This window comes from Pseudomonas maumuensis (assembly GCF_019139675.1).
Taxonomy (GTDB): Bacteria; Pseudomonadota; Gammaproteobacteria; order Pseudomonadales; family Pseudomonadaceae; genus Aquipseudomonas; species Aquipseudomonas maumuensis.
This window is the reverse complement of record NZ_CP077077.1, coordinates 4875225-4891955: the sequence shown is the minus strand read 5'-3', so window position 1 is coordinate 4891955 and position 16731 is coordinate 4875225. Positions and strand designations below refer to the sequence as shown.

Genomic DNA, 16731 nt, shown 5'->3' with positions numbered 1-16731 from the left:
AGCACAACGTTGCACGACATCGGGATAGGTAATGACCCTGCAAAAGCGTAACAACGTGCACGTCGCTGGCAACGGCAGTGCCACCTTGATCCTGTCGCACGGCTTCGGCTGCGATCAGTCGATGTGGCGCTGCCTGTTGCCTCATCTGGTCACGCGCTTTCGCGTGGTCAGCTACGACCTGGTCGGTGCCGGTCAGTCCGACCTTGCGGCCTACACGGCGGAAAAATATGCGTCGCTCTGGGGCTATGCCACGGACCTCAACGAGCTCATCGATGCGTACGCCGAGGGGCCGGTGATCGTGGTCGGGCACTCGGTGAGCGCGATGATCGGCGTGCTGGCGGAGCGTCAGCGGCCTGGGCGGATTGCCGGGCTGGTGATGATCGGCGGCTCGCCCTGCTACATCGATTCGACGGGGTACACCGGTGGCTTTGCGCCGGATGAAATCCAGGCGCTGCTCACCACCCTCGATGACAACTACCTCGGCTGGTCCAGTTCCATGGCCCCGACGCTGATGGGCACGCCAGGGCAACCGTTGCTGCAGGCGGAGCTGACCAGCAGTTTCTGCCGCACCGACGCGCAGATCGCCCGGCATTTTGCCCGGGTCATCTTCCTCTGCGACCACCGCCAGGAGGTCAGCGGCCTGTCGGTGCCGACGCTGATCGTGCAATGTACGGGCGACCCGGTGGTGCCGGTGGCCGTGGGCGAGTACCTGCATCGCGTGCTCCCCGACAGCCAGCTGAGCCTTATCGACAACATGGGCCATTACCCGCAGCTGAGCGCCCCAGGGGCCTGCGCGGCGGCGATGGATGCCTTCTTCTCAAAGCATGGGTTTGGCCATGAATGACGCTGCCTTGTTGTTCGATGAGTCGTTGTTCGAGCACGCGCCGTGCGGGCTGGTCGTCATGGCCGCGGATGGCACCGTGCTGCGCTGCAACCAGACGTTCAGCCAGTGGCTGGGGCATGACCCGGCGGCGTTGCAGGCGCGCAGTTTCGATCAGCTGCTGACGGCTGCGGGGCGGGCGTTCCAGCTCACGCACTGGGGGCCGTTGATGAACCTGCAGGGCTCGGTGTCGGAGGTGAAGCTCGAGCTGCGCCATCGCGATGGGCACCTGCTGGCCATGCTGCTCAACGGGGTGCGGCGTGAAACCGCCGAGGGGGTGCGCTACCACCTGGCGCTGGTCGGCACCCGTGAGCGGGATCGCAACGAACGTGCGGCGCTCGTGGCCATGCAGCGCGCCGAAGAGCTGCTGGCGCAGAAGGTCAGCGCCGAGGCCGCCCTGCAACGGGCACAGGCCGAACTTGCCGCTGCCTATGAAAACGCCGAGCGCCGCGCCGTCCTCGCCGAGCAGATGGTCGCGGTCGCCAGCCATGACCTGAAGAACCCGATGACGGCCATCAAGATGGCGACCCAACTGCTCGAGCGTGATGCCGACAGCGACCGGGCCCGGCGCTTGCTGGGTAGCATCGGCAGTGCCGCCGACCGCGCGCAGCGGATGATCGTCGACCTGCTGGACTTCGCCTCGGTCAGGCTAGGGCAGGGCATCCGCGTGACGCGTCAGCAGGTCGATTTGCGCCAGGCGGTGGACCAGTGCGTGAGCGAGCTCAGGGTGGCCTTCGCCCAGGCCAGTATTCGCCATTATTCGCGCGGGCATGGCACCTTCGAGGTGGACCAGGACCGCTTGCAGCAGATGCTCGGCAACCTGGTCGCCAACAGCGTGGCCTATGGCGACCCGGGCTTGCCGATCACCGTGACCACCGACTTGAAGGATGAAGGCGCGACCTTGAGCGTTCACAATCACGGGCCGGCCATTGCTGATGCGTTGATCCCGACGCTGTTCGAGCCGATGACGCGGGGCAGTGAGCGCGAGGATCCGCTGCGCTCGGTGGGCTTGGGCTTGTTCATCGTCAAGCAGATTGCCGAGGCGCATGGCGGCAGGATCGGCATGCGCTCGGATGCGGCCTATGGCACTACCTTCACTGTTTGGTTGCCGGCCAGGGGGGCCTTGCCCGGCACTGTTGCTGCCGTTGACGGGCAGCAACAATAATCTCCCACGCTCTTCCCTGCCGCGCAGGGCCCGCAGCGTTGATGCAGATATTGTCTTCTGGATGAAGGGCGAGCAAAGTTCTGCCACCTTCGACAGGAGTCGCCCATGCCAAACGCCGTATTCGCCGCTGCCCAATGCTCCATTCATGATGGCGACATCCCTGCCAACCTGGCCCTGCACCTGGCGTTCATGCGCCAGGCCCACGAGCACGGCGTGGGGCTATTGCTCTTCCCCGAACTGTCCCTCACCGGCTACGCGCTTTCGGTAGCCAGCGGCCTGGCGCAGGAGCTGGACACGCCGCTGCTGGCACCCCTGCGACAGTTCGCCCAGGAAGCGGGCATGACCACGGTGGTCGGCATGCCGCTCAAGGTGCCGGGCCAGCACAAGCCGCGGATTGCAGCCTGCATCCTCCACCCGGATGGCTCGATTGCGGCCTATACCAAGCAGCATCTGCATACCGGCGAGGACGCGTTCTTCGACGCGGGGAGCGGGGGCGAACTGTTGTCGTTCGCCGGGCTGTCGGTGGCCTTGTCGGTGTGCGCCGACTTCACCCATCCCGAGCATGCCGCCGAGGCGGCGCAGCGTGGCGCGCAGGTGTATGCGACGGGAGTGTTGATCGGGGAGGGCGGGTATCCGACGGATAGCGCATTGCTGCAGGGGCACGCTCAGCGGCATGCCATGGCGGTGCTCATGGCCAACCATGGTGGTAGCACGGGAGGCTGGGCGGCGGCAGGGCGCAGCGCGTTCTGGGACGAGCAGGGGCGGTGTGTGGCGGCTTCTTCAGGCGTCGGCAATCGGCTGCTGGTCGTTACCGGGCAGGCTGGGGATTGGCAGGGGCTGGAGGTCTTGCTGTCTCACCACAGCGGCTGATCAGCTTGCTCCTGGTTACAGGTCATCCAGCGAGACTCTCTCGCGTCGTGGCGTCGCCAGGCGATCCCGCGTTTTGGCAAGCAGGTCGTCGTCGTTCGTGAGTGTAGGCTCGACCGTGGCAAGCGGCGCAGGCTCGAACCACCCCGGCCACGAACTACGCTGCCGGTTCTCCACCTGCACACAGGGAATCAGCCGCTCACGCAACACCTCGGTCCTGCCCACGCTCACCGCCAGCCGGTACTTGGCGCTGTGCACGCATTCCCGATCGCCGAATTCGCAACGGTCCAGGCTGGTGCCGCCGCACGGCCCGTTTGCCAGCCCCTTGGGGCAAGTCTCGGGGCAGATATACAGCGTGTCCTCCAGCCGACAACTGCCACAGGTATCGCAGCCCACCATCGGCCGTTTGATACGCCGTTCCAGCTGGTGCAGCCACTGCGCTGCCGTGGGGTTGGCCCATAGCGGCCGGGTCACGGCCCAGCCGAAGGCCTTGCTCAAGGCGGTGGTGCGGCTGAACAACTGGTGGTGCATCGCCGACAGCAGGTGATAGCGAACCTTTTCCTTGTTGGAGGCGGTGATCTGCCGTTGCCCGAGGCGCCAGGCGTGCCCGGGTGGATGGAAGGTGACCGGCGTCAGGCCAGGTGCCTGCCAGGCCGCTTCCCAGGCCGGAGTCCAGTCCTGCAGTGAGCTGAACTGCGCTTGCAGCACCGCGATGGCCTGCTCCAGCGCCTCGAACTGCGCCACCTCGTGGATGCCGGACAAATGCACCCCGGCATAGCCCATCAATTTCAGGCCGATCACCTGCAAGGCCAGGCGCTGGTTGGCGCGCTCCTTGGCGTAGCTCTTGGAAACCGCTGCCTCGGCGGCCAGCAGTGCGCGCATCGATGGCGTGACGGTCACCCCGGCGACATGCTCGAGCATCCCGGCACGGCCCTCGGTCAGCGCCATGATGCAGGCCATCAGCGGCTTGGGGCGGGGCTGGCGCTGCATCCAGTCGAAGGCTTCCTGGTGTTTGTCGATATCGAAACCGAGTTGCAGGATGAACAGGTCGGCGCCGGCGGCGAGTTTCTTCTCGGCCTTGCTGTACTGCGCGCCGCCTTCGGCCTCCTGGTACTTGAACGGATTGAGCGCGGCGGCCAGCAGCCAGTGCGGGCGGGCCTGGCGGACGATCTGCAGGGCGGCGACGGATTCGAGGTAGCGCACCGGGCGCTCGCCGGGGACGTGGCCGGGCAGGCGGTCGCCGGTAAGCAGCAGGAGCTGGTCGAGGCCGGCGGCGTCCATGCGTTGCAATTGCGCCAGCAGCTCACGGCGCTCGCGGTCCTTGCCAGAGAAGTGCAGCAGGGTGGGGACGGGCTCGGCCAGGCTGTTGAAGGCGTCCAGCGGCGACATGTCCAGGGCGCTGCCGACGCGGTCGCCGATGGCCACGGTCAGCGGCCAGCCGCACAGCTGGGTGCGGGCCATGAGGGTGTCGAGGGTGGCGAAACGCTCGGCGCTGGGCTTGGGCACGAACTCGAGGATGCAGGCGAAGGCGTTGGCGTCCAGGGTCGTTTTCAGCAGGCTCATGGGGTGTGGGCTACCGGGTTGGGGCAGGGTGGCAGTGTGCGACAGGTGGGCGGCTTTGGCATGTCTGAATGCGCGGGGGAATGTGTTGATTGAGACATATGGGCCCGGGCCGACGGCATCCAAAAGGCACTATGAACAAATCTTGAGTTCATCTCAAATTTAATGAGTTTGTCTCACATTAAACCGCAGCCCAGAATCGCCCTCATTCATTTTAAGGTTCGAGGACCACGACATGGCACTGGCACACAACTTGGGTTTCCCACGCATCGGCCGCGACCGTGAGTTGAAGAAAGCCCAGGAAGCGTTCTGGAAGGGCGAGCTGAACGAAGCCGGCTTGCGCGCCGTGGGCCGTGAGCTGCGTGCCGCCCACTGGCAGGTGCAGAAGGATGCCGGCATCGACCTGCTGCCGGTCGGCGACTTCGCCTGGTACGACCAGGTGCTGACCCACTCGCTGACCTTTGGCGTGATCCCCGAACGCTTCCGTGCCAAGGACGCTGCCAAGCCGACCCTGCAGACCCTGTTCGCCATGGCCCGAGGCGCCGTGGCGACGGACCGAAGCGACAGCTGCTGCGGTGGTGCTCACGCCCAGGAGATGACCAAGTGGTTCGACACCAACTACCACTACCTGGTCCCCGAGTTCAGCGCCGACCAGCAGTTCGCCCTGAGTTGGGAGCAACTGTTCGAGGAGGTCGAGGAAGCCATGGCCCTGGGGCACGCGGTCAAGCCGGTGGTGATCGGCCCGTTGACCTACCTGTGGCTGGGCAAGGCCAAGGGCGCCGACTTCGACAAGCTGGAGCTGCTCGACCGCCTGCTACCGCTGTATGACCATATCTTCAACCGCCTGGCGGTGCAGGGCGTGGAGTGGGTGCAGATCGACGAGCCGATCCTCGCCCTCGACCTGCCGCAGGACTGGAAGAACGCCTACGAGCGGGTCTACAACATCCTCCAGCGCGCCCCGCTGAAAAAACTGATCGCCACCTACTTCGGCGGTCTCGAAGACAACCTCGGCCTGGCTGCCAACCTGCCGGTCGATGGCCTGCACATCGACCTGGTGCGTGCCCCGGACCAGTACCCGACCATCCTCGACCGCCTGCCGGCCTACAAGGTGCTGTCGCTGGGCGTGGTCAACGGCCGCAATGTCTGGCGCTGCGACCTGGACAAGGCGCTGGAGGTGTTGCGCCATGCCCATGAGCGCCTGGGCGACCGCCTGTGGGTGGCGCCGTCGTGCTCGCTGTTGCACAGCCCGGTGGACCTGGCCCGTGAAGACCAGCTCGATGACGAACTGAAAAGCTGGCTGGCGTTCGCCGTGCAGAAGTGCCAGGAAGTGGCGTTGCTGGCCAAGGCACTGAACCAGCCCGAGGCCGACGAGGTGCTGGCGGCGCTGGCGCAGAGCCGCGCCGTGCAGCACAGCCGCGCCACCTCGCCACGGATTCACAAGCCGGCGGTGCAGGCCCGTGTCGCCGCGATCAAGCCAACCGACAGCCAGCGCGCCAGCGCTTTCGAGCAGCGCATCGCCAAGCAGCGCGCCGGGCTCAACCTGCCGGCGTTTCCGACCACCACCATCGGTTCGTTCCCGCAGACCGCGGCCATCCGCCTGGCGCGTCAGGCCTTCAAGCAGGGCAAGCTGACCGAGGCCGACTATATCGAGGCCATGCACAGCGAGATTCGCCATGCGGTTGAGATCCAGGAAAACCTCGGTCTGGACGTGCTGGTGCATGGCGAGGCCGAGCGCAACGACATGGTCGAGTACTTCGCCGAGCAGCTGGACGGCTACGTGTTCACCCGATTCGGCTGGGTGCAGAGCTACGGTTCGCGCTGCGTGAAGCCAGCGGTGATCTTCGGTGACCTGAGCCGCCCGAAGGCGATGACCGTGGCCTGGATCACGTACGCCCAGAGTCTGACCCGCAAGGTAATGAAGGGCATGCTGACGGGCCCGGTGACCATGCTGATGTGGTCGTTCCCACGCGAGGACGTGAGCCGCGAAGTGCAGGCACGCCAGCTGGCGCTGGCCATTCGTGACGAAGTGGTCGATCTGGAAGTCGCCGGCATCAGGATCGTACAGATCGACGAAGCCGCCTTCCGCGAGGGCCTGCCGCTGCGCCGCAGTGCCTGGCCGTGCTACCTGGAGTGGGCCACCGAGGCGTTCCGCCTGTGTGCCTCGGGGGTGCGGGACGAGACGCAGATTCACACCCATATGTGCTACAGCGAGTTCAACGACGTGATCGAGTCGATCGCGGCGATGGATGCGGATGTGATCACCATCGAGACCTCGCGTTCGGACATGGAACTGTTGGAGGCGTTCGAGCGTTTCGCCTACCCGAACGAGATCGGCCCGGGCGTGTACGACATCCATTCGCCGCGGGTGCCCGCCAGGGAAGAGATGGTCACGCTACTGCGCAAGGCCGCCCAGCGGATTCCGGCCGAGCGGTTGTGGGTGAACCCGGATTGCGGCTTGAAGACCCGTGGCTGGCCAGAGACCGAGGCGGCGTTGGTGAACATGGTCGCCGCCGCCCGCGAGTTGCGCGCTTCGGCCTGATAGTGGGGTTGGCAGGGCTTGCGCATGTTCCCCGGACTTCGGCTAGAGTGCCCGGACATTCCCGCCGAAGCCCTGCCATGAAGCCCATCCACCTCACCTTGATCTGCCACGCCCGCACCGAGGCGCAAAGGGTGGGGCGCTTCGCCCAGGATGGCGAGCCGTTGCTGGAGCTGCCCTCGCTTGTGCCTGAACCGGCGGTCCGCTACCTCAGCGCACCTGAGCTGCGTGCCCGGCAAACAGCCGAGGGCCTGAGGGCGACGGTTGATGAGGGGCTGCGCGATTGCGACCTGGGCACCTGGAAAGGTCAGCCGCTCAAGCATCTGGATGAAGCCGCGTTGCAGGCGTGGCTGAGCGACCCCCATGCCGCGCCTCACGGCGGCGAATCGCTGGCTGCGCTGTGCGAGCGAGTTGCCCATTGGATGGACAGCGCCCTGGGCGAAGGTGAGTGGATAGCCGTCACCCACCCCTTCGTCATCCGCGCCGCAATGCTGCATGCGCTGGGCGCGCCTTTCACCTCTTTCCATTGCATCGATGTGCAGCCCCTGGCCTGCTTGCGCTTCAGCCATTACGGTCAATGGCGGGTGCGACTGGGCTGAGTATTGTGGGGCCGCTCCGCGCCCCTTTCGCCGGCAAGCCGGCTCCCACCCCGACCGCGCTGCTCACAAGCCAAGTGCCATCCCTGTGGGAGCCGGCTTGCCGGCGAAAGGGGCGCGAAGCGGCCCCGACGACATCAGCTTGAATGATCGGCCCGTACCAAACTCGGCACAACACGAACGTAGACCAGCTCGCTGACCAGTTCCACCAGCGTCTGGGTAATCACCGCCGCCGCTGCCAATGCCCGGATCGACTCCGGCAGCGCCAATGCCAACGGCAGCACCACCAGCGAATTTCGCGTGGCGGCGCTGAAGGTCACCGCCCGGGCCTCGCCTGTGGACAACCTGAACATCCGCGCCACAAACCACCCAAGCAGCGGCGCCAGCAAAGCGAAGCCGACATACACCGGCACCACCGGCAGCAGGTCGTCCAGCCGGCTGGCCACCACGCCGATCTGCGAGCCGATCACCGCGATCAGCACCAGGGCCATGGCCGGCACCGGCAGCCACGCCCAGGCGTCGTTCCACTTCGAAACCAGCGCAGAGCGCCGCGCCCCGGCGCTGGTGGCGACGGCCAGCAGCAGTGGCAGCGCGATCAGCAGCACGAAGGCTTCGACGAAGGGCACCACGGAAATCTCCACATGGCTGGCGCCGCCGAGCATCAACGCCAGGTACAGCGGCAGCAGCGCCAGTTGCACCAGCAACAGCACCGGCGTGGCGGCCAGGGTCAGGCGCGCGTCGCCCTTGCCGAGGTGGGTGAACACCACCACATAGTCGATGCACGGCGTCAGCAGCACCAGCAGGGCGCCGACCAGCACGGCGGGGTGCTCGACCAGCCCGCGGGTTCCAGCCCAGACCAGCAGCGGCACCAGCACGAAGTTGGCCAGCAACAGCGCGGCCATGAAGCGCCGGTTGCCAAGCCCTGCGCGCAGGTCGAGGAAGGGAATCTGCAGGAACATCGCGTACATCAGCACGGCGATGGCCGGAGTCACTAGCGCTTCGAGGGCGCTGGCGCCGCCGGGTGCGAGCAGTCCAAACACGGCGGCCAGCGCCACGGCGATGAAGTACAGGGGGATCTGGTTTTGCTCGAGTTGCTCTCTGTTCACGGGCTGCCTGGCATTTCCGACTGAATTACTGGGGCAGGCAGGGTACTATCCGGCGCAGTCCATAGGGAGTGATTCGATGCGAATTCTAGTGGTCGGTGCAAGCAAGGGATTGGGCCAGGCGCTGGTGCAGGGCCTGGGGGGGCATGGCGATACGCTGATCGGTGTGTCACGCAGCAGGCCGGTGGCGTTGCCGGGCGCGGCGCAGTGGATCGAGGCCGACCTCGGCCAGCCGCGCCAGGCCGCGGCGATCATCCATGAGGCGGTGGCCGACGGTGGGCTGGACGTGCTGGTGTACAACGTCGGCATCTGGGAGGCGCAGGCCTTCGAGGAGGGCTACAGCTTCCTCGATGATGACGAGGCGCAGATCGAGCGCATGGTCGACACCAACATCACCGCGCCGCTGCTGCTGATCAAGCGCCTGCTGCCGCTGCTGCTGCAGAGTGCCCGCCCACGGATCATCCTCACCGGCTCCACCTCCGGCCTGCCGGGCAGCGGTCGCCCAGAGGTGACCTTCGGTGCCAGCAAGTTCGGCTTGCGCGGCATCGCCGAAAGCCTGCGCGAAGGCTTCCGCGAACAGGGCCTGGGGGTGAGTTGCCTGAACCTGGGCTACCTGAACACCGAGGATGGCCTGGACGTGCCGCTGGCCGAGGCCGAACGGCGTGGCGAGGGCTCGCTGATCCCGCTGCACGATGTGGTGCAGGTGTGCCGGATGATGCTGAACCTGTCGTCGGCCAGCTATGTGCGCGACATCACCTTGCCCGCCTTGCGCGACGAGCGCTTCTGAGATGCGCTTTGAACAACAGATCCAGACGCTGATTCACAATGACCCTGTGCGCTGGCGGTTGCTGGCGCTGGTGCGTGATCTTGGCTTGCCCGATGCGTGGATCGGCGCGGGTTTCGTGCGCAATGCCGTGTGGGATTATCTGCATGGCCGGGCCATCACCGCGCCGCAAGGGGATGTGGACGTGCTGTGGTTCGACCGGGGGCGCAGCGATTCGGCCGAGGATGTGCAACTGGAAGCTCGGTTGCAGGCCTGGGCGCCGGAGGTGCTGTGGTCGGTGAAGAACCAGGCGCGTATGCACTTGCGTCACGGCCAGGCGCCTTATGCGTCGACCCGTGATGCCATGTGCTACTGGGCCGAGACTGCCACGGCGGTAGCGGTGCGGCGCACGCAGGATGACCGGTGCGAGGTGCTGGCGCCGTTGGGGTTGGAGGATCTGTTCGGCATGGTGGTGCGTGCTACGCCGGGCAAGCGTGAGGCGATGGCCAAGCGGATGCGGGAGAAGGATTGGTTGAGGTTGTGGCCGATGCTGCAAGTGGCTGAATAAGGCTTGCCTGTGCCGGCCCTCTCGCGGGGCAAGCCGCGAGAGGGCCTTCAGATCAACGCTCGATTGCCAGGGCCACGCCCTGGCCGCCGCCGATGCACAGGGTAGCCAGCCCTTTCTTGGCATCGCGCTTGATCATTTCGTGCAGCAGGGTCACCAGCACCCGGCAGCCCGACGCGCCGATCGGGTGGCCCAGGGCGATGGCGCCGCCATTGACGTTGACCTTCGCCGCATCCCATTCCAGCTGCTTACCCACCGCCAGCGCCTGGGCGGCGAAGGCTTCGTTGGCTTCGATCAGGTCCAGGTCGGCGAGCTGCCAGCCGGCCTTGTCCAGGCAGCGCTGGGTTGCCGACACCGGGCCGATGCCCATGATCGCCGGGTCCACGCCGGCGCTGGCGTAGGCCGCGATCTTCGCCAGCACCGGCAGGCCCAGGGCCTTGGCCTTGCTAGCGCTCATCAGCAGCACCGCGGCGGCACCGTCGTTGAGGCTGGAGGCGTTGCCGGCGGTGACGCTGCCGTCTTTCTTGAATGCGGCGCGCAGTTTGCCCAGGGACTCGGCGGTGGTGCCGGGGCGTGGCTGCTCGTCGGTGTCGAACACCAGCGGCTCGCCTTTTTTCTGCGGGATGTGGATCGGGGTGATCTCGTCCTTGAAACGACCGGCCTCGATGGCGGCCACGGCCTTGCGCTGCGACTCGGCGGCGAAGGCGTCCTGCTGCTCGCGGGTCAGGCCGTACTTGTCCACCAGGTTCTCGGCGGTGATGCCCATGTGGTAATCGTTGAAGGCGTCCCACAGGCCATCGCTGATCATGCTGTCGACCAGCTGGCCGTGGCCCATGCGCTGGCCGGTACGTGCCGAGGGCATCACATAGGGCGCCAGGCTCATGCTCTCCTGGCCACCGGCGATCACCACCTCGGCATCGCCGCAGCGGATGGCCTGGGCGGCCAGGTGCAGGGCCTTGAGGCCCGAGCCGCAGACTTTGTTCAGGGTCAGGGCAGGCACTTCGTAGGGCAGGCCGGCCTTGACGGCGGCCTGGCGGGCGGGGTTCTGCCCGGCGCCAGCGGTGAGCACCTGGCCGAGGATCACTTCGTCGACCTGGGCCGGGTCCAGCTGGGTCTGGGCCAGCAGCTGGCGGATCACCGCGGCGCCCAGTTCCACGGCGGACACATTGGCCAGGGCCCCCTGGAAACTGCCAATGGCAGTACGGGTGGCGGCGACGATGACGACTTCGTTCATTGTTGTTCTCCGGGATGCGGGCGTGATCCCCACAGCATCCGCGCCCGGGGCTTATTTGAGAAGTTTGTTTTTCTTTGCCATTGATCTGAAATTCAAATGAATGATTGGCGCGCGGCGCTGCCTTCAATCTGGCAAGGCCAAGCTTGGCGGGTTTCCCTCAATGACGGGGCGCGAGGCCTCGTGAAACTGGGGCTGCGCAGCAGCCCCGGCAATCGTGCCTACACCGCCGGACACTGATTGGTAACGCAGTGAATCCCGCCGCCACCCGCCGCAATCGCATCGATATCCAGCTGCACCACCTTGCGCCCCGGATACAGCTTCACCAGCAACGCCCGTGCCTTCTCGTCGGCACTGCGGTCACCGAACTGCGGCGCGATCACCGCGCCATTGATGACGAAGTAGTTGATGTACCCCGCCGCGAAGTCCGGATTGTCCTCGTTGAACTTGCTGCGTCGTGGCTTCAATGGCGGCGACATCGTATGCACCTGCAGCTTGCGGCCATCGGCATCGGTGGCGTTGCGCAGGATCTCCAGGTGCTCGAGGGTCACTTCGTGGTCGTAGGAATCCGGATCGTTGTCCAGGTTCGCCACCACCACGCCGGGCGCCGCGAAGCGCGCATAGAAGTCCACATGGGCGTCGGTGATGTCCTTGCCCTTGATGCCCGGCAGCCAGATGATCTTGCGCAGCCCCAGGCGCTCCTTCAATTCCTCTTCGACCTGGGCCTTGCTCCAGCCGGGGTTGCGGTTGCTGTTGATCCAGCTGCTTTCGGTCATGATCCCGGTGCCGTGGCCATCCACCTCGATGCCGCCGCCTTCGCCCACCAATTCGCTGCGCTGGTACTGGGCGCCGGCCAACTTCGCAACGCGGGCCGCAAGCTTGGCGTCATAGCGATGCTGCTGCTTGCCGCCCCAACCGTTGAAGTTGAAGTCCACGGCGCCCAGGGCGCCATCGTCATCGACGACGAAGTTGGCGCCGATATCGCGCATCCAGATGTCGTCCAGTTCGGTCTCGACATAGGTGATGTTGTGGCTGCCGCATTCCTCCTCGGCGATGTCGCGCTCGCTGGCGCGGCAGAACACCGTCACTGGCTGGTAGGCGGCGATGGCGCGGGCGATGCGCCCGAGCGCGGCCTGGACGTCTTCGGTGAAGTCTTCCCAGATGGCGTCCTGGGCGCCGAAGGCGATGTAGGCGCGCTGGTGCTTTTCACCCTCGTCGGGCATGAACCAGCGCCCCGCTTCGGCGGCGCGGGCGCTGTTGCTGGCGAAGGGCAGGCCGAAGCTGGCGGCGGCACCGAGGCCGGCGACGACGCTCATGTGTTGGAGGAAGGTGCGGCGAGTGGGCATGGGGTCAGTCCTGTGCGGTCTTGAAGCGGGTCCAGACGCGCATGCGCGCACGCATGTCGGCCTGGGGGATGTCCTTGCCCGGGATCAACCGGGTGAAGGTGGCATCGCTGAGGTAGATATCCGGGTTGTCACGCAGGCGCGCGTCCACCTGCGACCGGGCCTTGGCACTGGCGGTGGGGTAGCCGGTGAAGTTGCTGATCGCGGCCATGTTTTCCGGGCGCATGACGAAGTTGATGAAACGATAGGCGTATTCCGGGTGCTTGGCGTCGGCGGGGATGGCCATGGTGTCCATCCACACCGTGGTGCCTTCGCGGGGCACGCGGTACTGGAAGTCGATGGCCTTGCCCGCGGCCTCGGCGGTGCGTTGGGCCTGGATCACGTCGCCGCTGTAGCCCAGCGACAGGCAGGTGTTGCCGTTGACCAGCTCGGTGACCGGTTGCGACTGCAGCTTGCGCACATAGGGGCGAATGCCCTTGAGCAGCTCGCTGGCGGCGGCCAGGTCTTCACGTTTGGCGCTGCGCGGCTCGCGACCCAGGTAGTGAAGCACCACGGCCAGCACTTCGTCGGGCGAGTCGATCATCGAGATGCCGCAGTCGGCGAACTTGGCCGCCAGCTCCGGTTTGAACAGCAGGTCGAGGCTGTTCAGCGGAGCGTCGGGCATGCGCTCGCGGATCTTCTTCGCGTCCATGGTCAGGCCGATGGTGCCCCAGGTGTAGGGCACGGTGGCCTGGCTGGCCTTGGGGTAGCGGTCGTGCAACTGGCGCAGGCCGGGCTCGATATCGTCGAGCGCGCTAAGTTGCTTGCGGTCCAGTGTGCGCAGGCTGCCGGCACGCATCAGCCGCTCGGCTACGGTATCGCCGGGGAAGACCAGGTCGTAGCCACTGCGCCCGGACATCAGCTTGGCCTCGAGCACCTCGCTACCGTCCATGACGTCGTAGATCACCGGGATACCGGTTTCGGCGGTAAAGCGCTTGAGGGTGTCCTCGGCAAAATAGTCGGCCCAGTTGTACAGGCGCAGGGCGTCCTGCTCGGCCTGGGCAACGCCGGCGCAGGCCACCAGGGCGGCGATGGCGAGTAGTTTCGATGGGCGGCTTGGCATGGTTCAGGCCCTCGCGGTCTGTGGGGTACGGCCGTCAAGGGTCAGCAGCGGCGCATACATATCGGGGCGGCGGTCGCGGTAGATGCCCCAGCTCAGGCGATCTTCGCGCATGTGCGCCAGGTCCAGGTCGTGCAGCCAGACGCCGCCGCTGTCACGGTCGGCCTCTTGCAGCATCGCGCCCTTGTGGTCGCAGATGAACGACGAGCCATAGAAGCGCATCGACAGGTTGTCGTCAGTGCGGGCCACTTCGTGGCCGACGCGGTTGGCGGCGACCACCGGCAGCAGGTTGGCGGCGGCGTGACCACGCATGGCCATCTGCCAATGGTCGCGTGAGTCCAACTCGGCGGCGCCGGGCTCCGAGCCGATGGCGGTGGGGAACAGCAGCACTTCGGCACCCATCAGGGCCAGGCAGCGGGCGGTCTCGGGGAACCACTGATCCCAGCAGATGCCGATGCCCAGGCGACCGAAGGCGGTGTCCCAGACCTTGAAGCCGGTGTCGCCGGGGCTGAAGTATTCCTTTTCCTGGTAGCCGATGGCGTTGGGGATGTGGGTCTTGCGGTACACACCCAGCAGGCGCCCGTCGGCATCGGCCACGGTCAGCGAGTTGAAGAAGGCGTTGCCGGCCCGTTCATACCAGCTGAGCGGCAGGACCACGCCCAGTTCCTTGGCCAGCGCGGCGAAGCGCTTGAGCAGCGGGCTGTCGTGGTAGTCCTGGGCCAGGGCCTGGTGGCTGTGGCACTGCTCGATGCAGAAGTACGGGGTGGCGAACAGCTCCTGCAACAGGATCACCTGGGCACCCTTGGCAGCGGCCTGGCGCACCAGTTGTTCGGCGTGGTCGAGGTTGGCGGGCAGATCCCAGCTGCAGGCCATCTGCGTGGTGGCGATGCGCAGCGTGCTCATGGGCGCGCTCCCTGCCAGGCCGGCTGCTGCTGGGTGATGCAATGGATGCCGCCACCGCCGTGGGCGATATGGTCGATGCGCACCGGTACCACTTCGCGACCGGGGAAGGCCAGGGCCAGTTGCTGCGCGGCGGCCTGGTCGGCGTCGATGCCATAGGCCGGCATGATCACCGCGCCGTTGGCCAGGTAGAAGTTGGTGTACGAGGCGCAGAACACCTCGGCTTCGGTGTCCACGGCCGCGGTGGCCTCGAACAGGTCGAGCAGTTCGAACGAACGGCCTTGGGCGTCCGTGGCCAGTTCCAGCGCGCGGCGGTTTTCGCGGGCCACTTCGGCATACACCGAGCCCTGGTCGTGGGTGGCGTCGACCAGCAGCACGCCGGGGCGGGCGAAGGCGCACACGCCATCGACATGGCCGTCGGTCATGTCGCCGGTGACGTACTGTGGGTCGCCCGGCAGCCAGATGGTCTTGCGGATGCCCAGCAGGCGGGCGAAGCAATCCTCGAAGTCAGCCTTGCTCAGGCCCGGGTTGCGGTTGGGGTTGAGCAGCACCGATTCGGTGGTGATCAGGGTGCCTTCGCCGTCGACATGGATGGCGCCGCCTTCGTTGCACAGCGGAGTGCTCAGGCCTTCGAGGCCAAGGTGATCGAGGATGCGCCGGGCCAGGCTGCGGTCCTTGCCATGCTCGGACTTGCCGCCCCAGGCGTTGAAACGCCAGCTTAGGCCGGCCACGCCGTGTTGCGGGTGGGTCAGGAAGGTCGGGCCGCTGTCACGGCACCAGCTGTCGTCCACGGCCAGCTCGACCAGCTCGATGCCGGGGCCGCACAGTTCGCGGGCGATGGCCATGGCCGACGGATCGACCACCATCTTCACCGGCTCGAAGCGGGCGATGGCGGCGGCCACCCGGGCGTAGTCGCGCTGCACATCGGCCAGGGTCACGCCCCAGCCCGACTCCCACAGCGGTTGGTTGTGTGGCCAGATCATCCAGGTGGCGGCGTGGCGGGCCCATTCGGCGGGCATGCGCCAGCCGCTGTCGAGGGACAGGGTCATAGTGAACTCCGATCTATTAGGGATTGTTATCAACGAAGCCCGCCGTCGCGGGTGTTGCTGCCCATGTTATGGCTGGGAAAACGCAGCGACAAACGATAGATTTAGCGTATTTCTGATCAGTCAGGCTTATCAGCATGCTCAAGCATTGGCCCCCGCTCAACGCCCTGCGCGGCTTCGAAGCCGCTGCCCGGCTGGGCAGCTTCCACAAGGCCGCCGAGGCCCTGAACCTCACCCAGTCGGCCATCAGCCAGCAGATCCGCAGCCTGGAGGGTTACCTGGAACAACCGTTGTTCCACCGCAGCGGGCGCAGCGTCAGCCTGACCGACGCCGGGCACGATCTGCTTAGCACCACCCAGGCCCTGTTGCAGCAACTGGCGGTGGGCATCCGTCGCTTGGATCAGTACCGCAAACCCAACCAACTGGTGGTCAACACCACCCCGGCCTTCGCCCGGCATTGGCTATTGCCGCGCCTGGCGGATTTCCACCAGCATCACCCGGATGTGGACCTGTGGCTGTTCACCAGCTTCGAGGTGCCGGACATGGCCAACGAGACCATCGACCTGGCGATTCGTGACGATATCGGGCCGCAGGCCGAATGCAGCTTCACCGTGTTGCATCAGGACATGCTGTATCCGGCTTGCCATCCCGCATTGCCCGACACCGGGCGCACGACCTTGCATGGCGAGCGGGAGATGGACTGGAGCCACTGGCAGTTGGAGGGCGGCGAAGAGGTAGGGCAGCAGGGCAAGGGGCTCAACTTCTCTGACCCGGGGCTGCTGCTGGAGGCCGCGGGCGAGGGGCTGGGGATCGCCCTGGTCAGCCAGTTGCTGGCGCGGCGGCTGGTCGAGCAGGGTCGCTTGCAGGCGCTGTCGGCACAGCGGGTACGCGGGCCGGTGTGGAGCTGCCTGGTGCATTGGGAAAGCCAGGAGGATCCGTTGGCTCGGCAGTTCCTGGCGTGGTTGAAGGCCGCGCTGGCGCAGGCGTAGCGCTTGTTGGAGCCGCTGCGGTTTTTCATTGCTCCGATCACCCCGTAATATGTGTCGGATGACTTGCGAGGGTAGTCTCACCCTCTAG

Annotated in this window: 15 protein-coding genes; 8 read left to right on the top strand and 7 right to left on the bottom strand. The window is 66.2% G+C overall.

Annotated features, from left to right (window positions below):
- The first annotated feature begins 31 nt into the window (after positions 1-31).
- From KSS90_RS21845 to KSS90_RS21835, 3 genes are all read left to right on the top strand, one after another.
- On the top strand, positions 32-844 hold the full coding sequence (locus KSS90_RS21845; RefSeq protein WP_217867238.1) for an alpha/beta fold hydrolase: 813 nt from the start codon (positions 32-34) through the stop codon (positions 842-844).
- On the top strand, positions 837-2045 hold the full coding sequence (locus KSS90_RS21840; RefSeq protein ID WP_225933104.1) for a PAS domain-containing sensor histidine kinase: 1209 nt from the start codon (positions 837-839) through the stop codon (positions 2043-2045). Before KSS90_RS21845 ends, KSS90_RS21840 begins: the two co-directional genes overlap by 8 nt.
- 105 nt (positions 2046-2150) lie before the next feature.
- Positions 2151-2915, top strand: a complete 765-nt coding sequence (locus KSS90_RS21835) for a carbon-nitrogen hydrolase family protein (RefSeq protein ID WP_217867237.1) — start codon at positions 2151-2153, stop codon at positions 2913-2915.
- Between the two features lie 15 nt (positions 2916-2930).
- Here the strand turns inward: KSS90_RS21835 and KSS90_RS21830 are convergent, their stop codons facing one another.
- The gene (locus KSS90_RS21830; protein WP_225933103.1) at positions 2931-4475 is read right to left on the bottom strand and encodes a methylenetetrahydrofolate reductase C-terminal domain-containing protein; all 1545 of its coding nucleotides are present in this window, start codon (positions 4473-4475) and stop codon (positions 2931-2933) included.
- A gap of 232 nt (positions 4476-4707) precedes the next feature.
- On the opposite strand from KSS90_RS21830, the gene metE reads away from it, so the two are divergent.
- Together metE and KSS90_RS21820 are read left to right on the top strand one after the other, a co-directional pair.
- Positions 4708-7011 carry a 5-methyltetrahydropteroyltriglutamate--homocysteine S-methyltransferase gene (gene metE / locus KSS90_RS21825; RefSeq protein WP_217867236.1) on the top strand — a complete coding sequence of 768 codons (2304 nt, stop codon included), beginning with the start codon at positions 4708-4710 and terminating at the stop codon, positions 7009-7011.
- A gap of 77 nt (positions 7012-7088) precedes the next feature.
- Positions 7089-7607 (top strand): histidine phosphatase family protein, encoded by a 519-nt coding sequence (locus tag KSS90_RS21820; protein ID WP_217867235.1) that lies wholly within the window; start codon positions 7089-7091, stop codon positions 7605-7607.
- A 134-nt stretch (positions 7608-7741) separates the two neighbouring features.
- On the opposite strand, the gene KSS90_RS21815 is transcribed toward KSS90_RS21820, so the two are convergent.
- A complete protein-coding gene (locus KSS90_RS21815) occupies positions 7742-8710 on the bottom strand; it encodes an arsenic resistance protein (protein WP_217867234.1) in 969 nt (322 codons plus the stop codon).
- Positions 8711-8786: 76 nt separating this feature from the next.
- On the opposite strand from KSS90_RS21815, the gene KSS90_RS21810 reads away from it, so the two are divergent.
- Together KSS90_RS21810 and KSS90_RS21805 are read left to right on the top strand one after the other, a co-directional pair.
- Positions 8787-9494, top strand: coding sequence for an SDR family NAD(P)-dependent oxidoreductase (locus KSS90_RS21810; RefSeq protein ID WP_217867233.1), 708 nt, complete (start codon positions 8787-8789; stop codon positions 9492-9494).
- 1 nt (position 9495) lies between these two features.
- Entirely contained in the window at positions 9496-10038 is a 543-nt protein-coding gene (locus KSS90_RS21805) for a nucleotidyltransferase family protein (RefSeq protein WP_217867232.1), read from the top strand.
- A gap of 52 nt (positions 10039-10090) precedes the next feature.
- Here the strand turns inward: KSS90_RS21805 and KSS90_RS21800 are convergent, their stop codons facing one another.
- The 5 genes from KSS90_RS21800 to KSS90_RS21780 form a co-directional block, all read right to left on the bottom strand.
- Entirely contained in the window at positions 10091-11269 is a 1179-nt protein-coding gene (locus KSS90_RS21800; protein ID WP_217867231.1) for an acetyl-CoA C-acetyltransferase, read from the bottom strand.
- A 218-nt stretch (positions 11270-11487) separates the two neighbouring features.
- Positions 11488-12612 (bottom strand): agmatine deiminase family protein, encoded by a 1125-nt coding sequence (locus KSS90_RS21795; RefSeq protein ID WP_217867230.1) that lies wholly within the window; start codon positions 12610-12612, stop codon positions 11488-11490.
- A 4-nt stretch (positions 12613-12616) separates the two neighbouring features.
- Positions 12617-13711, bottom strand: a complete 1095-nt coding sequence (locus tag KSS90_RS21790) for an extracellular solute-binding protein (protein WP_217867229.1) — start codon at positions 13709-13711, stop codon at positions 12617-12619.
- 3 nt (positions 13712-13714) lie between these two features.
- Positions 13715-14611 (bottom strand): N-carbamoylputrescine amidase, encoded by an 897-nt coding sequence (aguB, locus tag KSS90_RS21785; RefSeq protein ID WP_217867228.1) that lies wholly within the window; start codon positions 14609-14611, stop codon positions 13715-13717.
- Complete coding sequence (locus tag KSS90_RS21780; protein ID WP_217867227.1) at positions 14608-15657, bottom strand: agmatine deiminase family protein; 1050 nt, start codon at positions 15655-15657, stop codon at positions 14608-14610. The genes aguB and KSS90_RS21780 overlap by 4 nt, the downstream gene beginning before the upstream one ends.
- A gap of 134 nt (positions 15658-15791) precedes the next feature.
- On the opposite strand from KSS90_RS21780, the gene KSS90_RS21775 reads away from it, so the two are divergent.
- Positions 15792-16643, top strand: coding sequence for a LysR family transcriptional regulator (locus tag KSS90_RS21775; RefSeq protein WP_217867226.1), 852 nt, complete (start codon positions 15792-15794; stop codon positions 16641-16643).
- Positions 16644-16731 lie beyond the last annotated feature (88 nt).